Source organism: Prauserella flavalba (assembly GCF_003202235.1).
Taxonomy (GTDB): Bacteria; Actinomycetota; Actinomycetes; order Mycobacteriales; family Pseudonocardiaceae; genus Prauserella_A; species Prauserella_A flavalba.
Window position 1 is genome coordinate 1 of record NZ_MASU01000007.1, and the last position, 17,083, is coordinate 17,083.

The 17,083-nt window shown below is 68.8% G+C and carries 21 protein-coding genes, 1 tRNA gene and 1 pseudogene; 4 read left to right on the forward strand and 19 right to left on the reverse strand.

Annotation, left to right across the window (positions count from 1 at the left end; genetic code table 11):
- The coding region (locus BA062_RS18450) for an IS256 family transposase (protein WP_425452936.1) at positions 1 to 661 on the reverse strand (661 nt) is incomplete at its 3' end.
- A 237-nt stretch (positions 662 to 898) separates the two neighbouring features.
- Here BA062_RS18450 and BA062_RS41340 point away from each other — a divergent pair.
- Positions 899 to 1,126: a Rieske 2Fe-2S domain-containing protein gene (locus tag BA062_RS41340; RefSeq protein ID WP_210406926.1), complete on the forward strand. Its 228-nt coding sequence runs from the start codon at positions 899 to 901 to the stop codon at positions 1,124 to 1,126.
- 120 nt (positions 1,127 to 1,246) lie between these two features.
- Here BA062_RS41340 and ribB read toward each other — a convergent pair.
- The 11 genes and pseudogenes from ribB to BA062_RS18505 form a co-directional block, all read right to left on the reverse strand.
- A pseudogene (gene ribB / locus BA062_RS18460) lies at positions 1,247 to 1,864 on the reverse strand (3,4-dihydroxy-2-butanone-4-phosphate synthase); the annotation flags it as partial.
- A gap of 32 nt (positions 1,865 to 1,896) precedes the next feature.
- Positions 1,897 to 2,490, reverse strand: a complete 594-nt coding sequence (locus BA062_RS18465; protein WP_110338389.1) for a TetR/AcrR family transcriptional regulator — start codon at positions 2,488 to 2,490, stop codon at positions 1,897 to 1,899.
- Positions 2,491 to 2,499: 9 nt separating this feature from the next.
- Entirely contained in the window at positions 2,500 to 2,955 is a 456-nt protein-coding gene (locus BA062_RS18470; protein WP_110338392.1) for a YybH family protein, read from the reverse strand.
- Positions 2,956 to 2,980: 25 nt separating this feature from the next.
- The gene (locus tag BA062_RS18475) at positions 2,981 to 4,444 is read right to left on the reverse strand and encodes an aldehyde dehydrogenase family protein (RefSeq protein WP_146240050.1); all 1,464 of its coding nucleotides are present in this window, start codon (positions 4,442 to 4,444) and stop codon (positions 2,981 to 2,983) included.
- Positions 4,441 to 5,811 (reverse strand): amidase, encoded by a 1,371-nt coding sequence (locus tag BA062_RS18480; protein ID WP_168214012.1) that lies wholly within the window; start codon positions 5,809 to 5,811, stop codon positions 4,441 to 4,443. Before BA062_RS18480 ends, BA062_RS18475 begins: the two co-directional genes overlap by 4 nt.
- Positions 5,808 to 6,143: a hypothetical protein gene (locus BA062_RS39875; RefSeq protein WP_168214013.1), complete on the reverse strand. Its 336-nt coding sequence runs from the start codon at positions 6,141 to 6,143 to the stop codon at positions 5,808 to 5,810. Before BA062_RS39875 ends, BA062_RS18480 begins: the two co-directional genes overlap by 4 nt.
- On the reverse strand, positions 6,143 to 7,285 hold the full coding sequence (locus tag BA062_RS18485; protein WP_110338398.1) for an LLM class flavin-dependent oxidoreductase: 1,143 nt from the start codon (positions 7,283 to 7,285) through the stop codon (positions 6,143 to 6,145). The genes BA062_RS39875 and BA062_RS18485 overlap by 1 nt, the downstream gene beginning before the upstream one ends.
- Before the next feature lie 44 nt (positions 7,286 to 7,329).
- Entirely contained in the window at positions 7,330 to 7,527 is a 198-nt protein-coding gene (locus BA062_RS18490) for a tautomerase family protein (RefSeq protein WP_110338400.1), read from the reverse strand.
- A gap of 26 nt (positions 7,528 to 7,553) precedes the next feature.
- Positions 7,554 to 8,852 (reverse strand): MFS transporter, encoded by a 1,299-nt coding sequence (locus BA062_RS18495; protein ID WP_245959891.1) that lies wholly within the window; start codon positions 8,850 to 8,852, stop codon positions 7,554 to 7,556.
- A gap of 41 nt (positions 8,853 to 8,893) precedes the next feature.
- Complete coding sequence (gene paaK / locus BA062_RS18500; protein WP_110338404.1) at positions 8,894 to 10,216, reverse strand: phenylacetate--CoA ligase PaaK; 1,323 nt, start codon at positions 10,214 to 10,216, stop codon at positions 8,894 to 8,896.
- Entirely contained in the window at positions 10,213 to 10,743 is a 531-nt protein-coding gene (locus BA062_RS18505; RefSeq protein ID WP_110338406.1) for a flavin reductase family protein, read from the reverse strand. The genes paaK and BA062_RS18505 overlap by 4 nt, the downstream gene beginning before the upstream one ends.
- Before the next feature lie 349 nt (positions 10,744 to 11,092).
- Here BA062_RS18505 and BA062_RS18510 point away from each other — a divergent pair, with 349 nt between their 5' ends.
- Complete coding sequence (locus tag BA062_RS18510) at positions 11,093 to 11,392, forward strand: GNAT family N-acetyltransferase (RefSeq protein ID WP_110338408.1); 300 nt, start codon at positions 11,093 to 11,095, stop codon at positions 11,390 to 11,392.
- Positions 11,393 to 11,604: 212 nt separating this feature from the next.
- Here the strand turns inward: BA062_RS18510 and BA062_RS18515 are convergent, their stop codons facing one another.
- Positions 11,605 to 11,946, reverse strand: coding sequence for a hypothetical protein (locus BA062_RS18515; RefSeq protein ID WP_110338410.1), 342 nt, complete (start codon positions 11,944 to 11,946; stop codon positions 11,605 to 11,607).
- Between BA062_RS18515 and BA062_RS39880 the strand changes: the two genes are divergently transcribed.
- Both BA062_RS39880 and BA062_RS18520 read left to right on the forward strand, forming a co-directional pair.
- A complete protein-coding gene (locus BA062_RS39880) occupies positions 11,923 to 12,081 on the forward strand; it encodes a hypothetical protein (protein WP_168214016.1) in 159 nt (52 codons plus the stop codon). The genes BA062_RS18515 and BA062_RS39880 overlap by 24 nt on opposite strands.
- Positions 12,082 to 12,165: 84 nt before the next feature.
- Positions 12,166 to 12,825 carry a DedA family protein gene (locus tag BA062_RS18520; protein ID WP_110338412.1) on the forward strand — a complete coding sequence of 220 codons (660 nt, stop codon included), beginning with the start codon at positions 12,166 to 12,168 and terminating at the stop codon, positions 12,823 to 12,825.
- A 26-nt stretch (positions 12,826 to 12,851) separates the two neighbouring features.
- Here BA062_RS18520 and glsA read toward each other — a convergent pair whose 3' ends face one another.
- From glsA to BA062_RS18550, 6 genes are all read right to left on the reverse strand, one after another.
- Positions 12,852 to 13,850, reverse strand: a complete 999-nt coding sequence (gene glsA / locus BA062_RS18525) for a glutaminase A (protein WP_110338414.1) — start codon at positions 13,848 to 13,850, stop codon at positions 12,852 to 12,854.
- 61 nt (positions 13,851 to 13,911) lie between these two features.
- Positions 13,912 to 14,376, reverse strand: a complete 465-nt coding sequence (locus tag BA062_RS18530) for a VOC family protein (protein ID WP_110338416.1) — start codon at positions 14,374 to 14,376, stop codon at positions 13,912 to 13,914.
- A 40-nt stretch (positions 14,377 to 14,416) separates the two neighbouring features.
- The gene (locus BA062_RS18535) at positions 14,417 to 15,355 is read right to left on the reverse strand and encodes a DUF5996 family protein (RefSeq protein ID WP_110338418.1); all 939 of its coding nucleotides are present in this window, start codon (positions 15,353 to 15,355) and stop codon (positions 14,417 to 14,419) included.
- 166 nt (positions 15,356 to 15,521) lie between these two features.
- Positions 15,522 to 15,595, reverse strand: a tRNA-Pro gene (locus BA062_RS18540).
- 34 nt (positions 15,596 to 15,629) lie between these two features.
- Positions 15,630 to 16,220, reverse strand: a complete 591-nt coding sequence (locus BA062_RS18545) for an MFS transporter (protein ID WP_110338420.1) — start codon at positions 16,218 to 16,220, stop codon at positions 15,630 to 15,632.
- 159 nt (positions 16,221 to 16,379) lie between these two features.
- Positions 16,380 to 17,060, reverse strand: a complete 681-nt coding sequence (locus BA062_RS18550; RefSeq protein WP_110338422.1) for a DJ-1/PfpI family protein — start codon at positions 17,058 to 17,060, stop codon at positions 16,380 to 16,382.
- Positions 17,061 to 17,083 lie beyond the last annotated feature (23 nt).

The window sequence follows — 17,083 nt, forward strand, 5'->3', positions numbered from 1 at the left end:
CTCGGACGCCGCGGTTTTTCAGGTCGACCAGGACGCTCATCCAGAACTTCGCGCCCTCGCCGCCGGTACCGGCCCACAGCCTCAGGACGTCCCTGTGGCCGTCGGCGGTGACGCCGATGGCCGCGTAGAAGGGCCGGTTCGCGACCTGGCCGTCACGAACCTTGACCACGATGGCGTCCACGAACACCGCCGCGTACACCGACTCCAAGGGCCGTGAGGCCCAGTCCTGCATCTCGGCGATCACCTTGTCGGTGATCCGGGAGATCGTTTCTTTGCTCACCGAGGCCCCGTAGATTTCCGAGAAATGAGCCGAGATCTCCCCAGTTGTCATGCCCTTCGCGTACAGCGACAGCACGACCTCGTCCACGTCCCGCAGGCGACGCTGGCGCTTCTTGACGATCGTTGGCTCGAATGTGGATTCCCGGTCACGTGGAACGTCGATCTCGACCTCGCCGACAGCATCCGAAACCACGGTCTTCTTCCGCGTTCCGTTCCGAATATTTGTGGACTCCCGATCCGAATCGACACGGTTCTTCTCGTGTCCGAGGTGGTCGGTCATCTCCTCGTTCAGCGCTGTTTCCAGCACGTTCTTCGTGAAGAGTTTCAACAGCCCGTCCGGGCCGGTCAGCTCCAGCCCACGGTGCCGCGCCTCGGCCACCATCGCCGCCGCAGCGGCCTGCTCCGGCGACAACCCGGATTCCGACTTCCTGATCTCCTTCTCTGCGCCCACGGCGTCAGATGCCATCACTCACAGTGCCCATCCCGCCGGACCTCAGCCCGGCGTGTCGGGCCAGAAACACCGTTCACGACACAGTCCCGGCTCGACGTCGATGACGGCGTGAGTTCAGTGATGGTCTTCGGAGGCCGATCGTGGGTCCACCTGGCACACTAGTCACAGTTGCCGGACCCGAACTCCTTCTCGTCTGTCCAAATAGGACCACGATCGTTCCTCGTTACCGGTGACCGCGCCGGCAAGGTGCACGCGGTCTTCAATCGCTGTAGTCATCGAGGCGCGACGCCGTGCCGGGAGATGAGCGGTGTCCCAAAGAGCTTCCAGTGCCCCCAGCTGCCCTGGGTCGTGTCTGACAATCCCGTTGCCGGCAGAGGATTATCAGACACGCCCTAGGCGTCACCGTCACGATGCGACGTAGTTGGGTCGTGCCAGCAGACCGGCTCGACCGCAGTCGCACGTGAGGGTCCCGAGTCGACGATGATGCGGGTCGTCGCCAGGTGCTTTCGGTGGGCTGGTCCTCCTCAGGTGGTCCACGAGGTCGGAGATGGTGATCAACCTGAGGTCGTGGTCCTTCGCGAACACGGTGAGCTCGTCGAGGCGAGCCATGCCGCGGTCGTCGGTCGGTGAGACGATCCGGCTCAACGCCGCCACCGGGGCGCACCCCGCCAACCTCGCCAGGTCGACGGCCGCTTCCGTGTGCCCCGGTCTGCGGAGCACACCACCCGGGCAGGCACGCAGCGGCACGACATGACCAGGGCGGGCGAAGGAGTGCGGCGACGCGCCGGGATCGGCGAGCAACCTGATCGTGCGAGCCCTGTCTCGGGCGGAGATCCCAGTGGTCACCCCGTCGCGCGCGTCCACGGTGACCGCGTGGTCCGTTCCGCGGACGTTCTGGTTGACGGCCGTCATCGGTGGAAGCCGCAGCCGGTCCGCGACCTGGGCGGGCAGTGCGGTGCAGACGAACCCGGACGTGTGGCGGACCGCGAACGCGACGAGTTCCGGGGTCGCCGCTGCCGCCGCGAACACCAGATCGCCTTCATCGTCGCGGTCGCCGTCGTCAACGACGACGACGGGTCGGCCCTTCTCGATATCCAGGATCGCCTGTGCGATGCCGTCGCCGCGGAACATCATCAACTCCTCCTGGGCGCGGGGTACAACCCCGCCTATCCGCGTGTGTACAGCCCGCGCAGGATGACCTCCAAGAGCTGGTCGGCCACCTCGCGCGGGCTCAGTTTCCCGTCCGCGACGTACCAGGACGGCGCCCAGTTCAACGTGGACAGCAGCACCCGCGCACCCAACTGCGGGTCGGCGTCGAACGCCTTGGTTTCGATCCCGTCGGCGATCGCGAGGCGAAAGCCGTCCTCGTATCGTTCCCGGAGCCGGATCACCTCGGCCTGGTTGGCGTCGCCGAGTTTGCGCCATTCGTCGAAGTAGACGCGCACGGCTGGACGACGGTCCCGGATCATCTCCAGATGCGACCGGCACAGGGCTCGCAGCCTCTCCTCGGGGTCGTGGACGCCTTCTGTCGCGCGGTCGGCCCGCTCCAGAAAGTCGTCCGCGACGTCGAGGATGATCTTGTAGAGAACATCCTCCTTGCTGGAGATGTGGGAATAGAGGCTGCCGCTCTTGATTCCCATCCGATCGGCGATCATGCGGACGGTGGTCTGTTCGTAGCCGATCTCGCTGATGAGGTCCGTCGCGATCTCGATGAGATCACGACGGCGAGGGGTGTCGCGCTGTCCTCGTTCCGATCGCATTATGGTCGTTCACATTTCCGTTCGGCTCGGCGGTGTCGCGAATCCCGGCACCTGGCGGGACTCATGATATTGCACGAAGAACCAGCCGCTCGGGCGCTTCCGCAGCAGGTAGGTCTGGCGGACCTGCCCGTCCACGGGCTCGTCGTCGGGCCGTTCGATGCGGCACCAGAACCGAACGTAGGCGTGGGCGAACTCCCCGCACACTTCGAGCTTGCGGTCCACGACCCGGGTGTCGTACAGGCCGCGGATGACGTGGGGAAGGTTCCGGATGTAGCTGTGCAGGGCATCGCGGCTGTAGATCGCGTGGTGCAGCTCCTCGGGCTGGTACACGATCGTCTCGGCCTCGGGGTCCCACAAGGAGACCATCAGGTCCGCGTCGAATGTGCCGACCGCTCGCGAAAAGCTCCGCATCACGGCGGTGACGGCCTCTTCCTCGCTTCCGGTCATGGGCTTCGTCGCTGTCATCGTCACTCCTCAGTGTGTTGTCGTGTCAACGAAAAGGGTTGGCCGGGCGCCGGCTCGTCCAGGTCAGGACGCTCTTGCTCTCGAGGTACTCGGAGAGCGTCTCCAACGCGAACTCGCGGCCGAACCCGGATTGCTTGAATCCGCCGAAGGGCACGCCAGGGAAGGTGGTGTAGGGGTGGTTGATCCCGACCGTTCCCGCCGTGACGCCCGCCGCGATGCGCTGGGCCCGGCCGGGATCACGAGTCCAGAGCGTCGCGAACAGCCCGTACTTCGTGTCGTTGGCGAGGCTGACCGCCTCGTCTTCGTCGCGGAACGGCTGGACGGTCACGACCGGGCCGAAGACCTCGTCCCGCACGATCTCGGCGTCCCTCGGCGCAAGGACCACCGTGAGTGGGTAGAACGCGCCCGCCCCTTGCGGGACCTCACCGCCGAGCAGGACCTGGGCACCGGCGGCCCGGCCCCGTTCGACGAAACCGTGAACCCGCTCGCGGTGGGCGGTGGAGATCAGTGAGCCCACCACCGTGTCCGGGTCGAGGGGATCGCCCACGCGCAGGATTCGCGACCGGTCGAGGAAACGCTCCAGAAACCGGTCGAACACCTCGTCCTCGACGAGCACGCGCGACCGGGCTTCGCAACTCTGTCCCGCGCAGGTGAACGCACCCCAGACCGCGCCTGCCACCGCGTCGTCGAGATCCGCGTCGGCGAACACGACCGTCGGGCTCTTGCCGCCGAGCTCGAGCGAGACCCGTTTGACCGGGTCGGCGGCCAGCCTCATGATCTCGCCGCCGGTCACCGTCGAACCGGTGAACGCCACCCTGTCGACACCGGCGTGGCGGACCAGGTGGGAGCCCACATGTGGCCCGTCGGCCGGTACCACGTTCAGCACTCCGGGCGGGATGCCGGCGACGAGTGCCAGCTCAGCGAGCCGCAGCGCGGTCAACGGTGTGGCCGGATCCGGTTTGAGCACGACCGTGCAGCCCGCGGCCAGTGCCGGCGCCACCTTCCAGGCGGCCATCAGGAGCGGGTAGTTCCACGGCACGATCTGGGCCACCACGCCCACCGGTTCGCGGAAAGACTGGAACGCCAGCGCGCCGTTGGGTCGCGACGACTTACCCTCGATGGCCGCGGTGGCCGCCGCGAAATACCGGAACGTGTTGACAGCGTGCGAAACCTCTGCGCGGACCGAGGTGATCGCCTTGCCCACGTTGCGCGCTTCGAGCAGCGAGAGGGCGTCGTGCCGGCTCTCCAGCTCGTCGGCAAGCCTGTGCAGCAACCGGGAGCGCGTCACGGGCGACGTGCGCCGCCACGGGCCGTCGAGCGCGCGCCGCGCCGCCAGCACCGCCGAGTCGACGCACGTTTCGTCGGCGAGCAGGACCTGGCCGAGCGGTTCGCCGGTGGCGGGTTCACGCAACACGGTGACCACCCCGCTGCCCGGCTCGACGGCGTGCCCTTCGACGAAGGGCCGCGACACCGGAGACGTCGTGGTCATCGGCTCACCCGCTGTGCGGTCGCGGGCGTCGCCGCCGCGTTCGGCTCCCGGTCGACCCACCGCCGCTCGGTGACCCGTTCGACCAGCTCCGCGGTGTCGAGGAGGAGGTCCTCCCGGTGCCACGGGGCGTGGAACATCAGCCCGACGGGCAGGCCATCACGGTCCAGCCCGCAGGGGACCGTGATCGCCGGTACGCCCGTGAGGTTGGCGAGACCGGTCGTCCGCATCGCGGCCAGGTCGGCGGACACCGTACCGGAGGGCAGCGCCGCCCGTGGCCGGTCGAGCGCCGGCGGAGAGATGGGAACGGTGGGCCAGGCGACGAGGTCGACACGCTCGAACGTGGCTTCGAGCTCGTCGCGCATGGCCTGCCGAGCAGCCCTGGCCCGCCCGACCTCGTGTTCGGGTACGGCCATCGAGGCTTCCAAGGACCGCTGGATCGTCGGGTGAAGCGTGGGAAGCACGGTCCTCCTCCAATGGGGCGTCATGCGGGCCAGCCGTTCCGCGCCGAGTACGGTCGCGGCGGTTCGCGCGAGGTCGACGGATCCGGAAAGGGTGATCTCGACGATCTCGCAACCGGCCTCGCCGAGGAGCTCGATCGCGCGGCGACAGGCGGCCAGCACGCCCGGGTCGACGTCGCTCCAGTAGGCCTCCACGGGAAGCCCGATGCGGGGGCGACGGGTTCCCGGTGGCAGCGACTTCGCCAACAGCACCTCGGTGGCGAGACGGCAGTCGGCGGCGTCCCTGGTGATGGGACCGATCGCCATCATGGACGACGCGCTGGCACAGCCGTCCGAGGGCACCGCTCCCCAGGTCGGCTTGAGCCCGGTCACCCCGCAGTACGACGCGGGGATGCGCACCGAGCCGACCGCGTCGGTGCCGATCGCGAGCGGCACCAGCCGGGCGGCCACGGCCACCGCCGATCCACTGGACGACCCACCGGGGCAACGCGCGGCGTCCCAGGGATTGCGGCACGGGCCGTACGCCGAGACGTGTCCCGTCGTGCCGAAGCCCAGCTGGTGCATGTTGGTCGCGAAGGCGACCGTGCCGCCCGCGTCGTGCAACCGCCGGAACACTCCGCTGGCGCCCGCGCCCGGCCGCCGATATGCCACGGGGGTCGCGTCCCTCGGTGCGTACCAGGGCAGTGCGAAGGTGTCCTTCACGGCCACCGGCACCCCCGCCAGCCTGCCTCCTGAACCCGCATTCGAGCGGGCCTCCGCGTCGAACATCGCGCAGGCGGCGTTCAACCAGGGGTTCGACCGCCGCACCCGGTCGATAGTGGCCGCGGCCAGCGACCGCACTCCCACCTGCCCGCTCGTGATGGCGTCGATCTGCTCGCGCAGGCCCAGCCGCGTGAGGTGCTCCGTCACGTCGACGTCCCCGGTGCGCGGACGGGTTGCCGGACCACGTGGGCGGCCACCTCCCCCGACGTGGGGTGGAGCCAGCCCTTGGTGTCGGCGTAGCGGAGCATGCGTGCCAGGTTCTCCGCCCGCGAGCCGGTGTCGTAACCACCGGCGGCACGGAGCCAGTCCGGATCCACCCAGGCGTGGCTGCTGCCGGCGAAACGCACCTGGGGCACCTCCCTCTCCGCCCGCGCCAGGTCGACGTCGTCGGCCAGGACCACGGCGAAAGCACTGAAATCGTCCGGGTCGAGCAGCCTCAAACGCAACGACCCGTGGTGCTCGTCGATCGCCACGCGCATCAGGACTCCTTCCCCTGGAACGCCGGTAGGACCTCCTCGGCGAACAGCTGCAGCATTTCGAGGCTGACCTCGGAGCCGTGCGGAGCCGGGAAGTAGTCGGTCAGGATGAACTCGTCGACCCCCAGCTCGCTGTGGATCCGGCCGATCTGGTCGACGATCTGGGCGGGTGTGCCGTTGAACGCCATCGGATGCGGAAGGTGGTACGGCGCGACGCTGTACACCAGGGAATCCCACTCGGACATCAGGTCGGCGCGCTTGCGGGCGGTCGCCTCGTCGGCGGCGATGGACAGCGTGCCGCCGGCGATGATCCCTTCCCCGCGCCGCGGTGTCCGCCCGGCCTGATGCGCCTCGTCGGCGTAGACCTCGAGCATGCCCTTGACAAGATCCTCCCTGGGAGTCAGGCACATGATCGTCGCTCCCTCGCGGGCCCAGAACCGCACGGTCGCGGACCGGCCCGACATCGGAGCGAACACCCGAGGGTGCGGCGTCTGGTACGGCCCGGGCGCGATGCTGACGCCGAGCAGGTTGTCGTCCTCGTCGACCCCGGCGCCCCAGGTCTTGGTGTGGGGGTACGGCCATTTCGTGCCGGGCACGGGGAACTTCCAGAACTCGCCGTCGAAGCTGAACACGTCCTGTGTCCAGGCCAGTTTGATGATCTGCCAGCATTCCTGCAGGGCCCGCAGGTTGCGTTCGTCGGCTTCCGACTTGTCCGACCGGGTGGCGCGCATCGGGATGTGCTGGCCGTACTGGTCGGCCCAGCGCGGGGTGTTCCCTCGGGAGAAACCGGCCAGAGCGCGTCCGCCCGTCAGCTGGTCGAGCTGCGCGATCTGGTCGGCCACCAGCAGCGGGTTGGACACCGGCAGGGTCATCCCGAGCTGGCCGACCTTGAGCCGTTCGGTTCGGGACGCGACGAAAAGGTCCAGGAGTACCGGGTTCGCGGTGACTTCCGGAATGCCTTCGATGTTCCCGTGCTGTTCGCTGAAGAAGACGCCTTCGAATCCGGCGCGGTCGGCGAGCTCGGCATGAGCCGCGAGCTGCTCCAGCATGTGCTGGTAGCGGTCGGTGCGCCGGCCTCCGAGCTTGATGGGCTTGTCCATCCGTTCCCAGCTGAAAGGGTTGAACATCAGATAGAACTTGATCACGAGCTGCTCCTGGTCTTGGCGGGTTGTCGTCCGATCGCCTGTCGCTAGGGCACGGGAGCGGTTCCGGCGGATCCGCCGATGCCCCAGCGACGAGCGGGTACCTCTTCGAGGACCACCCACGTCTGCGCGCGGACCGAGTCCCCCAGCACATCCGTGATCGCGTCGGTCAGGGAGTCGATCAGCTGGGACTCCCGCTCCTCCGTGAGGCGTCCTTCGAAAAGCTTGACCTCGATCAAAGGCACTGTCTTTCCTTCTCCTTCCAGGCGATTCAGATCGCCTTCCCTGGTTTCTGGATCGTCGACAACCGACTCTCGGGCGTCGAGTCACGGATGTGGCGGCGGCGAACGGCGGCCACACAGCCGAGGCTGATGAGCGTCGTGGCGGTCAAGTACACCGTGATCGGCAGCGACGACCGCCAGCTGGCGTAGAGGCTGGACGCGACGGTCGGCGCGAGACCCCCGCCGAGCAGCGCGCCGATCTGGTAGGCCAGCGAGGCGCCGCTGTAGCGGATGCGTACGGGGAACAGTTCGGTGTACAACGCCGCCAGCGGGCCGTAGACCGTACCCATCGCGATTCCGGTGACGAGCAGAGCGATTAGGATGACAAGGGGCCTGCCGGTGTCGACGAGCGGGAACAGGGCCGCTGCTGTGACGGTGAGACCGCCCGAACCGTAGAGGAGCACCGTCCGCCTGCCGAACCGGTCGGACAGCGCCGACGCCGTGGGAACCGTGACCAGCCAGACGCACGAGCCCAGCAGGATGAAGGTCAGAACCAGACTCCGGTCGACGTTCAGCGCCTCGTCCGAATACGCCAGCAGGTAGGCCATGTAGATGTACCCGACGGCGTTGATCCCGATGAAAGCACCGGCTCCCAGCGCGACCGCTCGGGCGTTGTGCCTGAGCACGGCGACTATCGGCAGGCGTTCGGTGCCGCTGGACTGCTTCTCCCGCTCGAAGTCGGGGCTCTCGGTGATGGCGAAGCGGATGACCACCCCGACGACCACCAGCACGGCGCTGAACAGGAACGGGACCCGCCAACCCCAGGTCAGGAACGCGCTGTCGCTGACGCCCGCGGTCACCCCGAGAAAGGCGACGTTGGCGAGGATCAGGCCCGCCGGCACGCCCATCTGGGCGAAACTGCCGTAGAAACCCTTCCGGTTCGGCGGTGCGTGTTCCACCGCCATCAGCACCGCGCCACCCCATTCGCCACCGACCCCGAGGCCCTGGATCAGCCGCAGCGTCACCAGCAGTACGGGTGCCCAGGCTCCGATCGCTTCATAGGTGGGCAGCAGGCCGACACCGACGGTGGCGATGCCCATCATCAGCAGCGAGGTCACCAGCATGGACTTGCGGCCGATCCGGTCGCCGAAGTGGCCCATGACGATCCCGCCCAGCGGCCGCGCGATGAACCCGACCGAGAAGGTCGCGAAGGCGGCCAGGGTCCCGGTCACCGACGAGAAGGCAGGGAAGAACAACGGACCGAAGACCATCGCAGCGGCCAGGCCGTAGACGAAGTAGTCATACCATTCGATCGCGGTGCCGATCAGGCTCGCCATCGCGACCTTCATCGGCCGGACCGGACGGGGGGCTGTCCCGGACGAAGTAGCGTTCATCGGTACTCCTGGGCGGTCGCGGGCGTTGCGCGGCGGTCGACGACGCGCTGGATCTTCCCGGCCGAGCGGCCGAGGGTGTCGGGTTCGGTGACGTCGACGTCGACGGTGACGCCGATTCCGTCCTTGACGCGGGCGGCGAGCGTGGTTGCCGCGGTGTGGCGGTGCTCGGTGGAGGTCCCCGGTCGTGCCTCGACACGCACGGTCATGCGGTCGAGCCGGCCCTCGGTGGTGAGCACGAGCTGGAAATGCGGGGAGAGGTCGCCAGTGCGGAGCACGATCTCCTCCACCTGGCTCGGGAAGACGTTGACTCCCCGGAGGATGATCAGGTCATCGGTGCGCCCGGTGACCTTCTCCATCCGGCGCAGGCCTGGCCGCGCCGTCCCGGGCAGCAGCCTGGTGAGATCCCGGGTGCGGTACCGGATGACCGGGAACGCCTGTTTCGTGAGTGAGGTGACCACCAGCTCACCCGGTTCCCCGTCGGTGAGCACCCGCCCCTCGACAGGGTCGATGACCTCCGGGTAGAAGTGGTCCTCCCAGATGTGGAGGCCGTCCTTGGTCTCCACGCATTCCTGTGCCACGCCGGGGCCGATCACCTCGGAAAGGCCGTAGATGTCGACCGCGTCGATGCCCAGTCGCTCCTCGATCTCGCGGCGCATCTGCTCGGTCCACGGCTCGGCGCCGAAGATGCCCACCTGGAGTGAGCTCGATCGCGGGTCGATGCCTTGCCGCTCGAACTCGTCGAGCAGGGTCAGCATGTACGACGGGGTCACCATGATCACCTCCGGGCGGAGGTCGGAGATGACCTGGACCTGTCTAGCCGTCATGCCTCCCGAGGCCGGGATCACGGTGCAGCCGAGCTTTTCTGCGCCGTAATGGGCGCCGAGTCCACCCGTGAACAGGCCGTAGCCGTAGGCGATGTGCACCTTGTGCCCCGGTCGGCCTCCTGCCGCCCGGATCGACCTGGCGACTAGGCCGGCCCAGGTGTCGATGTCGCGGGCGGTGTAGCCGACCACGGTCGGCTGACCGGTGGTGCCGCTGGAGGCATGGATGCGGCTGAGCCGGTCCACGGGCACCGCGAACATGCCGAACGGGTAGTTGTCCCGCAGGTCCGACTTCACGGTGAACGGGAACTGCGCGAGATCTTCAAGGCTTCGCAGGTCTTGCGGGCGCACGCCTGCTTCGTCGAACTTCCGGGTGTAGGCGGGGACGTTGGTGTAGGCGTGGCCGAGTGTCCATCGCAGACGCTGGAGCTGCAGGGCCCGCAGCTCATCCACGTCGAGGCGTTCGCCCGGGTCCAGGGCGCGGTCGATCGTCGTCATGGTTTCTCCTCGCCGTCCACGAGGGGCGTCCATGTTCCGAAGCGGCGCTGGAAGTAGACGAGTGGCTCGTGGGCAGGAGGAGACACGTCTCCTTCTCGCACCTGCGCGATGAGCACGACGTGGTCACCAACGGGAACCGCTTCCAGAAGGGAACAGTCCGCCCAGGCCAGGGAATCCTCGGTGAGGATCGGCAGTCCGCCCGGCCTCGGGCGCCAGCGGACCGCGCTGAACTTGTCGTCCTTCTTCGAGGCGAACAGGATTGACGTGGCGCTTCCGGATTCCCGTAGGAAGTTGACCACGAACTCTTTGCGGGACAACAGCGACGGGAGTGTCCGGCTGGCGCGGTCGACGCACACCAGCAAGGCCGGTGGGTCCGCGGACACGCTGCACAACGCGGTGGTGGTGAGCCCCACCGGCTGTGCGTTTTCGTTGAGTGTGGTGATGACTGCTATTCCGGCTGGAAAGGCACTCATGATCGACAAGAACGTGGCGGGATCGATGCGATCATCCTGACGCGTCACATTCATGGCGCAGTGCTCCTGCTGTGTGGGGTGGGACCTGCCTCGTACGCCGGCCGACGACGCCTGGTCCAAGGCGTCCGATCTGGAACCGGTGGCTAGGTCGTGTCTGACAATCCCGTGCCGGCTTCGCACGGCAGAGGACTCTCAGACACGCCCTGGGTGGATCTGTTGTTGTCTCCCTGCGGAACGACTCCTGATCGCACCAGCAGAGGCGAGCTAGCGACCGCTAGTACATAGGCTAGCGCTTGCTAGCCTATGCTGTCCAGGCCCGGATGAAGACGGCGCCCACACGGGCAGGAACGCTCCGCGAGGCGATCCACGAGCGGATCACCGTCGCGATCAGGCGCCGAGCGGCCTGGCCACGTTCAAGATCGGGGTGCTGCTGAGCCGGATCGTCGAGCTCGAGGACGACGGCGCACAACTCACCGGTTTCATCGAGGTGGTCGCGACCCATCCAGCTCACCGGCGCACCGGGATCGCGGAATACCTGGTCCGCAACGCGCTGACGCGGTTCGCGGCGGCCGGCGTCAAAAGAGCGGTGTTGCTGGTCGACAGGACAAAGGCCATGCTCGGGCCCAGTAACGCCACGGACAGCCCGAGGGCCTGCGACCGCCTGACTGCGCTCGGCCTGCTGCAAAAGCGCAGAACCCGCTGAACCGGCGGGAGACTACTCGCACCTACCGCCAAGGGCCGTCAGCTGGTCGACCGGCTGAACGAGCACCGCCGCTGGACGCTCGCCGCCGTGCTCGACCGGCTCGACGAGGACGTCCGAGCCGTCGTGGTCACGGCGTTGGCCCGCTTCGCGGACGCCGCCGCCGCGCTCAGCACCCCACCGCGCACCGTTGCGTCCAGCAAATGAGCGACGAACTACGCGGGTTCGGTGCCCGTTCCGGTCTGCCCCGGGTTCACCGCCGGTGCGCCGAGACCAGCCAGGCGCGGGAGTCGAAGCACACGCATCGGCGGTGTCGTGGCGGCGATCATGGCGTGCAGGCGACGGTGGGCGTCTTCGGCGGTCGCCGCGTCCAGACCGCCGAAGAGCGTTCGCGGTTCGTACAGACGGAACGCGGCGTGGTAGGCGGCCGTGCTGTCGGGTCCGTAGTAACCGGCGGCGCTCAGGATGCCTTCCGTGACCGCGCGATCGGCGAGGGAGAACGCGTCGCGGCCGGGGGTTCGAGGGGCGGCGAGGTGGGCGAGGCCCTCGACCTCCACGAGCTGCGGCCGGCGCCGAGCCCGCGCGAGGCCTTCCTGCTCTGGCAGGCCGGACGCACCCACTCGCCGCTCGCGGCCCGCGTGATCGAGATCGCGACCGACGCCGCCGGGGAGCTTTCCCGTTCCCGGCGTTGACCGGCGCGCGGGGGTGGACGAGGGTGGAGTGTGACAGGTGGGTCGTGCCGCACACGACCCGATGCTCACCACGGATGGCCGGGCATGACCGTGCAGCTGGCCCGCTCCGACGCCGGTGAACCCGGTGGCATCGCCGGGTGGGTCGTCGAGCTGATGGACACGCTCGGGGGACCGGGCGCGGCGGTCGCGGTGTGCGTGGACAACGTGTTCCCGCCGCTGCCGAGCGAGCTGGTGCTGCCGGTGGCCGGGTTCAGCGCCGCCAACGGCACGTTGTCACTCGTCGAGGTGTTGCTGTGGACCACCGCCGGGTCGGTGCTCGGCGCGATCATCGTCTTCTACCTGGGGCGGCTGCTCGGCCGCGAGCGCACCCGGTGGCTCGTCTGCAAGCTGCCGCTGCTCAGGCCCGCGGACGTCGACAAGGCCGAGGAGTGGTTCGCCAGGCACGGCACCAAGGCGGTGTTCCTGGGGCGGATGGTGCCGCTGGTGCGCAGCCTCGTCTCGCTGCCTGCGGGGGTCCAGAAGATGCCGTTCTGGACTTTCCTCGGGCTGACCACGGCCGGCAGCCTGCTCTGGAACTCGGTCTTCGTGGTCGCCGGCTACGCCCTCGGCGCCAACTGGCACCTGGTGGGACGGTACGCGAGCGTGTTCCAGCTCGTGGTGATCGTCCTCGCTGTCGTCGCGGCAACCCTGTTCGTGGTCAAGCGCCTCAGGGACCGCGCCCGCACCCCGGGGCGCCGGGCATAGCCGCACACCGGGGCGGCGTTCGGGCCTCAGGAGTCAGGCTGTTGCTGCGAGGGTTGTGCCACCCGCCCGAACCGGGACTCGGTGGGGCCGGCGAACATGTGCAGACCGAACCGCGCGGACAGCTCCCGGCACAGGCCGATCCCGCGCACGCTGTTGCCGTACACGTCCAGGCCCGGGGAGAACAACCCGAGCCCGAAGTAGTTGGGGATGGCGGTGACGATCCCGCCCGAGACGCCACTCTTCGCGGGAATGCCCACGTCGTAGGCCCATTCGCCGGCGGCGTTGTACATCCCGCAGGTGGACATGACGCTGATGACGTCGCGGACGTGCTGCCGGCCCAGTGCCCGGCTTCCGCTGTGCGGGTTCACTCCGCCGTTGGCGAGGGTCGTGCCCATCACGCTCAGCTCGACCGCGGTGACCTGCACCGAGCAGGCGGACAGATAGACCACGATGTTGTCCTCGATGTCGCCGTCGATCATCCCCAGGCTGCGCATCAGGTAGCTCAGCGCGAGATTGCGGTCGTTGGACACCATCTCCCGCTCGAAGATCTCCTTGTCGACGTGGAGGTCGGGATTCCCGGCGTAGGTGCGCAGCCGGTCGACGAGCCGCTCGACCTTCTCGGCTGGGTCGCGCCCGCGCACCAGGTTCGCCGCGACCAGTGCGCCCGCGTTGACCATCGGGTTGTGCGGGCGGTTGCGCGCCTCGTCGAAGGTGATCGAGTTGAACGGGTCGCCGGAGGGCTCCACGCCGACACGGTTCAGCGTCGCCTCGCGGCCGTTGTCCTCCAGCGCGAGCGCATAGGTGAACACCTTGGAGATCGACTGCAGGGGGAACCGATGTGCACAGTCGCCGACCGACCACTGCGTTCCGTCCACATTGGTGCCCGCGACGCCGAACAAGTGGCGCTGTGCCTCCATCTCCGGCGGATAGAAGCTCGCGACGTGGTCATCACCGATCGAAAGGTGGCGGCGGTGCAGGTACTCCAGTTGCTCCTGAACCAGGTCACGCTCGGCTCGCGTCACCATCGGTCTCCTCCTCACCTGAGTTTCCGGGTTTGCGAGCGGGACATCTGACCTGCGCCCGCGGCTATCCCGGACGACTCCCGTCGGGTGGCGGGTCGGCAAAGATGCCCTCGAGCATGCCGGTGGCCTGACCGACTTCGATGAGGTAGCCGTCCGGGTCGCGGAGGTAGCAGCGGATCTCGGCCTTGCGGTCGATGGGTTCGGTGACGAACCGGGCGCCCTTGGCCACGGCGCCGGCGTAGAACGCGGCGATGTCGGCCACCCGCACGTTCAGGAACGCCGAGACCGGGTCGCCGGGTTCGGGTGGCCGCAGGGTGATGCCGGGCTTGTCCGGGGTCGGGCCTCCGCCGGGATTCATGATGATCCAGGTGTTGGCGACCTTGACGATGGCGGGGTTCTCCTCTAGCACGACCTCGCCGCCGAGGATGCCGGCGTAGAAGGCTCGGGAGGCGGACACGTCCCGCACGGTCAGGAAGTGCGTCACGATCAGCCCGTGCTCGGGCGCCGGAAGGGCGTCGCGATCGACCATCGGTGCCGTCCTTTCGTCGTCTCGCCCGGCGCAACGGTGTTCACCGGTCGTTCCACCGGGCGGGGTCGTCTTCCAGGTTCGCGCGGTCCCAGCCGCCGTGTTCGGCGGCCGCTTCGTAGGTGGTGTGAAGGAACTCGGTCAGTGCCCGGTGGGGATCGGGCGCGCGGCGCACGGTTTCGTAGGGCAGGAGGAACTGGCCGTTGGCGTCGCTGTAGTAGGTGCCCTCCGGGCCGACGGAGTGGGTCGCGAAGCCGTCGGGTTCGGGATAGGCGTAGGCGTAGAAGGCGCCCTCCTCGCCGCCGCCAGGCCAGAATCCGCAGCTGGACAGCTCGTGGGAGTAGCCCTCCACCATCACCCAGTCGCCGCAGTTCGGGACGCCGCCCGGGTGGGGTGGAGCGGGACGCCCGGAGAAGCGGGTGCAGGCGAGGTCCATCGCGCCCCAGAAGAAGTGCACGGGGCTGACCTTGCCCACGAAGTGCGACCGGAACTCGCCGATGACGCGGTGGGCGGCCAACAGCTGCCGCCAGAACAGGTGCGCGGCCTGCGGGTCGTAGGAGGCGTGCTCGAGGTCCTCGGCGAACGGGATCGCCGGATCCACCTCGTTCGGTCGCGCCTGGATCGACGCCTCGATGCCCAGTTCGCCGAGCGCATCGAGGGTCCGGCCGTAGAACTCGGCCACCGGCATGGCCCGTAGCGCGATGCTGCGACCGGCCCCGTCGCTGCTGCGGACGCGCAGCCGATGGTCGACGAAGTCGAACTCGACGTCGAACACCCCGCCCCGGTGCGGCACGGTGCCCGTGGTCAGTCCTCGGGGACTGACATACAGCGTGACCTGCCACCAGTGGTTGAGCAGCGGGGCGTGCGCCAGCCGGAGCTTGCCCACGACCTGGGTCCACATGTGCAGGGTCTCGCGAGTGTCCGTCCAGTCCGCGACCCGCAACGACGGCCACGCCGTGCTCGCGGTGTGCTGTTCACGCACGCGGGCTCCCTCCGCCGGCCATCGACCCGGCACCGACCACTGTTTCACCCTCCGCCACAGGGCACGCGCACGCAATCGCAGTAGATCGTCGCCATGATCACCGGCATGAGATGCGAAGAGCCCCTGACCTCGAAGGATTGCGAGGTCAGGGGCTCTGTCACGACCGTCGGGCTGACAGGATTTGAACCTGCGACCCCTTGACCCCCAGTCAAGTGCGCTACCAAACTGCGCCACAGCCCGGCCATCACCTTCTCTCGAAGGCGATGGCAGTACTCTACCTTGCCCCTTCCATCCCCCTCACAGCGGGTCTGGCCTCCTGGAACAGCACGGCAACCGCCAGGGCTCCCAGGGCGAGGAAGGTCACGACCGCGCCGAGGACCGCCGGGTAGCCGAGCTTGCCCGCCGCCGCGACCGCCAGGGAGCCCACGCCCAGCGACGCCGCCGTCGTCACCGTCACCGCGGCCGCGTAGCAGGCGTGCAGCAGGCACACCAGCGTCGCCGTGCCCGGGAGCGGCGCGTTGCCCGACGCCAAGGGGAACAGCGACGCCACCACGACGACCTGCGCGAAGCTCAGCACCAGCAGCGCCGTGCGGCGCGATATCCGCGTCAGCGCGACACCCGCCGCGAGGCCGCCGGCGATCGCCGCGACGTTGCCCAGCACGGTGTTCACCAGTCCCAGCCGGGACAGCGACCAGCCCGCGTCGATCAGCATGGGCGTGAGCAGCATGAACGATCCGCCCGCTCCCAGCCACATCAGTGGCAGCGGCACGAACGCCCACCGCGCGACTCGCGGGCGGCGCAACAGCGTCACCAGGTCGCTCGGTGCGGCCGTCGCCCGCGCACGCGGTTCCCGGAACGTCAGCACCTGCGAGCAGGAACAACGCCTGGAAGGGGCCGAGCGGCTCCAGCGACAGGCCCCGTTCCCGCAGGATCGCGGGCAGTCCCCCGCCGCCGAGGAAGCTCGGCGCGAGCCACCGTCCGACGTAGAGCCCCGCGAGCAGGCCGTACACCCGCCCGCGCGCGGTCATCCGAGCAGGCGTGCCGACAGCTCCGGGCTGCCGGCGAGCCCCTCGTCCAGCGCCGTGCGCCGCAGGGGCGCCCAGAACTCGTGCGGTGCGGCCGCCCAGTCGAGCGGGCCGAACGGCGGCTCGGGGTCGTACTCGATGCCGAACTGCACCTGCCTCGCCACGTCCTCGCCCGCCAGCGTGCGCACCAGATGCAGCGCCAGGTCGATGCCCGCCGAGACGCCCGCGGCCGTGAACACGCGGCCGTCCTGCACCCAGCGGCGGCGCACCGGCTTCGCGTCCAGCGCGGCGAGCTGCTCCAGAAACGCCCAGTGCGTGGTCGCCTGACGGCCTTCCAGCAGGCCCGCGGCCCCCAGGATCAGCGAGCCCGTGCACACCGAGCCCACTACGTCCGCGTTCGCCGCCGCCCGCCGGAGGTAGGACAGCAGCGTCTCGTCCGTCATCGCCTTGATCGTCGGCGCCATCCCACCCGGCACCAGCACCACCGCGGGGTCAGGAACCTCGGCGAACGTGTGGCTCGCCGCGAGCCGCACCGGCGTGTCCGTGGCCACCGGCTCGCGGGTCTGTCCGACCACCACCACCTCGTAGCCGGGCAGCACGGAGAGCACCTGCAGCGGGCCCACCAGATCGAGCGGCGTCAGCCCCGGGTACAGAACGAACGCGATCGTCTTCTTCTCCATGACGTCACAGTGGCGACCGCACG

Bases quoted from the DNA above. Each gene is read 5' to 3' on its own strand.
- BA062_RS18465 (WP_110338389.1), bottom strand. From the start codon at position 2,490: ATGCGATCGGAACGAGGACAGCGCGACACCCCTCGCCGTCGTGATCTC.
- BA062_RS18470 (WP_110338392.1), bottom strand. From the start codon at position 2,955: ATGACAGCGACGAAGCCCATGACCGGAAGCGAGGAAGAGGCCGTCACC.
- BA062_RS18475 (WP_146240050.1), bottom strand. From the start codon at position 4,444: ATGACCACGACGTCTCCGGTGTCGCGGCCCTTCGTCGAAGGGCACGCC.
- BA062_RS39875 (WP_168214013.1), bottom strand. From the start codon at position 6,143: ATGCGCGTGGCGATCGACGAGCACCACGGGTCGTTGCGTTTGAGGCTG.
- BA062_RS18495 (WP_245959891.1), bottom strand. From the start codon at position 8,852: ATGAAGGTCGCGATGGCGAGCCTGATCGGCACCGCGATCGAATGGTAT.
- paaK (WP_110338404.1), bottom strand. From the start codon at position 10,216: ATGACGACGATCGACCGCGCCCTGGACCCGGGCGAACGCCTCGACGTG.
- BA062_RS18505 (WP_110338406.1), bottom strand. From the start codon at position 10,743: ATGAATGTGACGCGTCAGGATGATCGCATCGATCCCGCCACGTTCTTG.
- BA062_RS18520 (WP_110338412.1), top strand. From the start codon at position 12,166: ATGACCGTGCAGCTGGCCCGCTCCGACGCCGGTGAACCCGGTGGCATC.
- glsA (WP_110338414.1), bottom strand. From the start codon at position 13,850: ATGGTGACGCGAGCCGAGCGTGACCTGGTTCAGGAGCAACTGGAGTAC.
- BA062_RS18530 (WP_110338416.1), bottom strand. From the start codon at position 14,376: ATGGTCGATCGCGACGCCCTTCCGGCGCCCGAGCACGGGCTGATCGTG.
- BA062_RS18550 (WP_110338422.1), bottom strand. From the start codon at position 17,060: ATGGAGAAGAAGACGATCGCGTTCGTTCTGTACCCGGGGCTGACGCCG.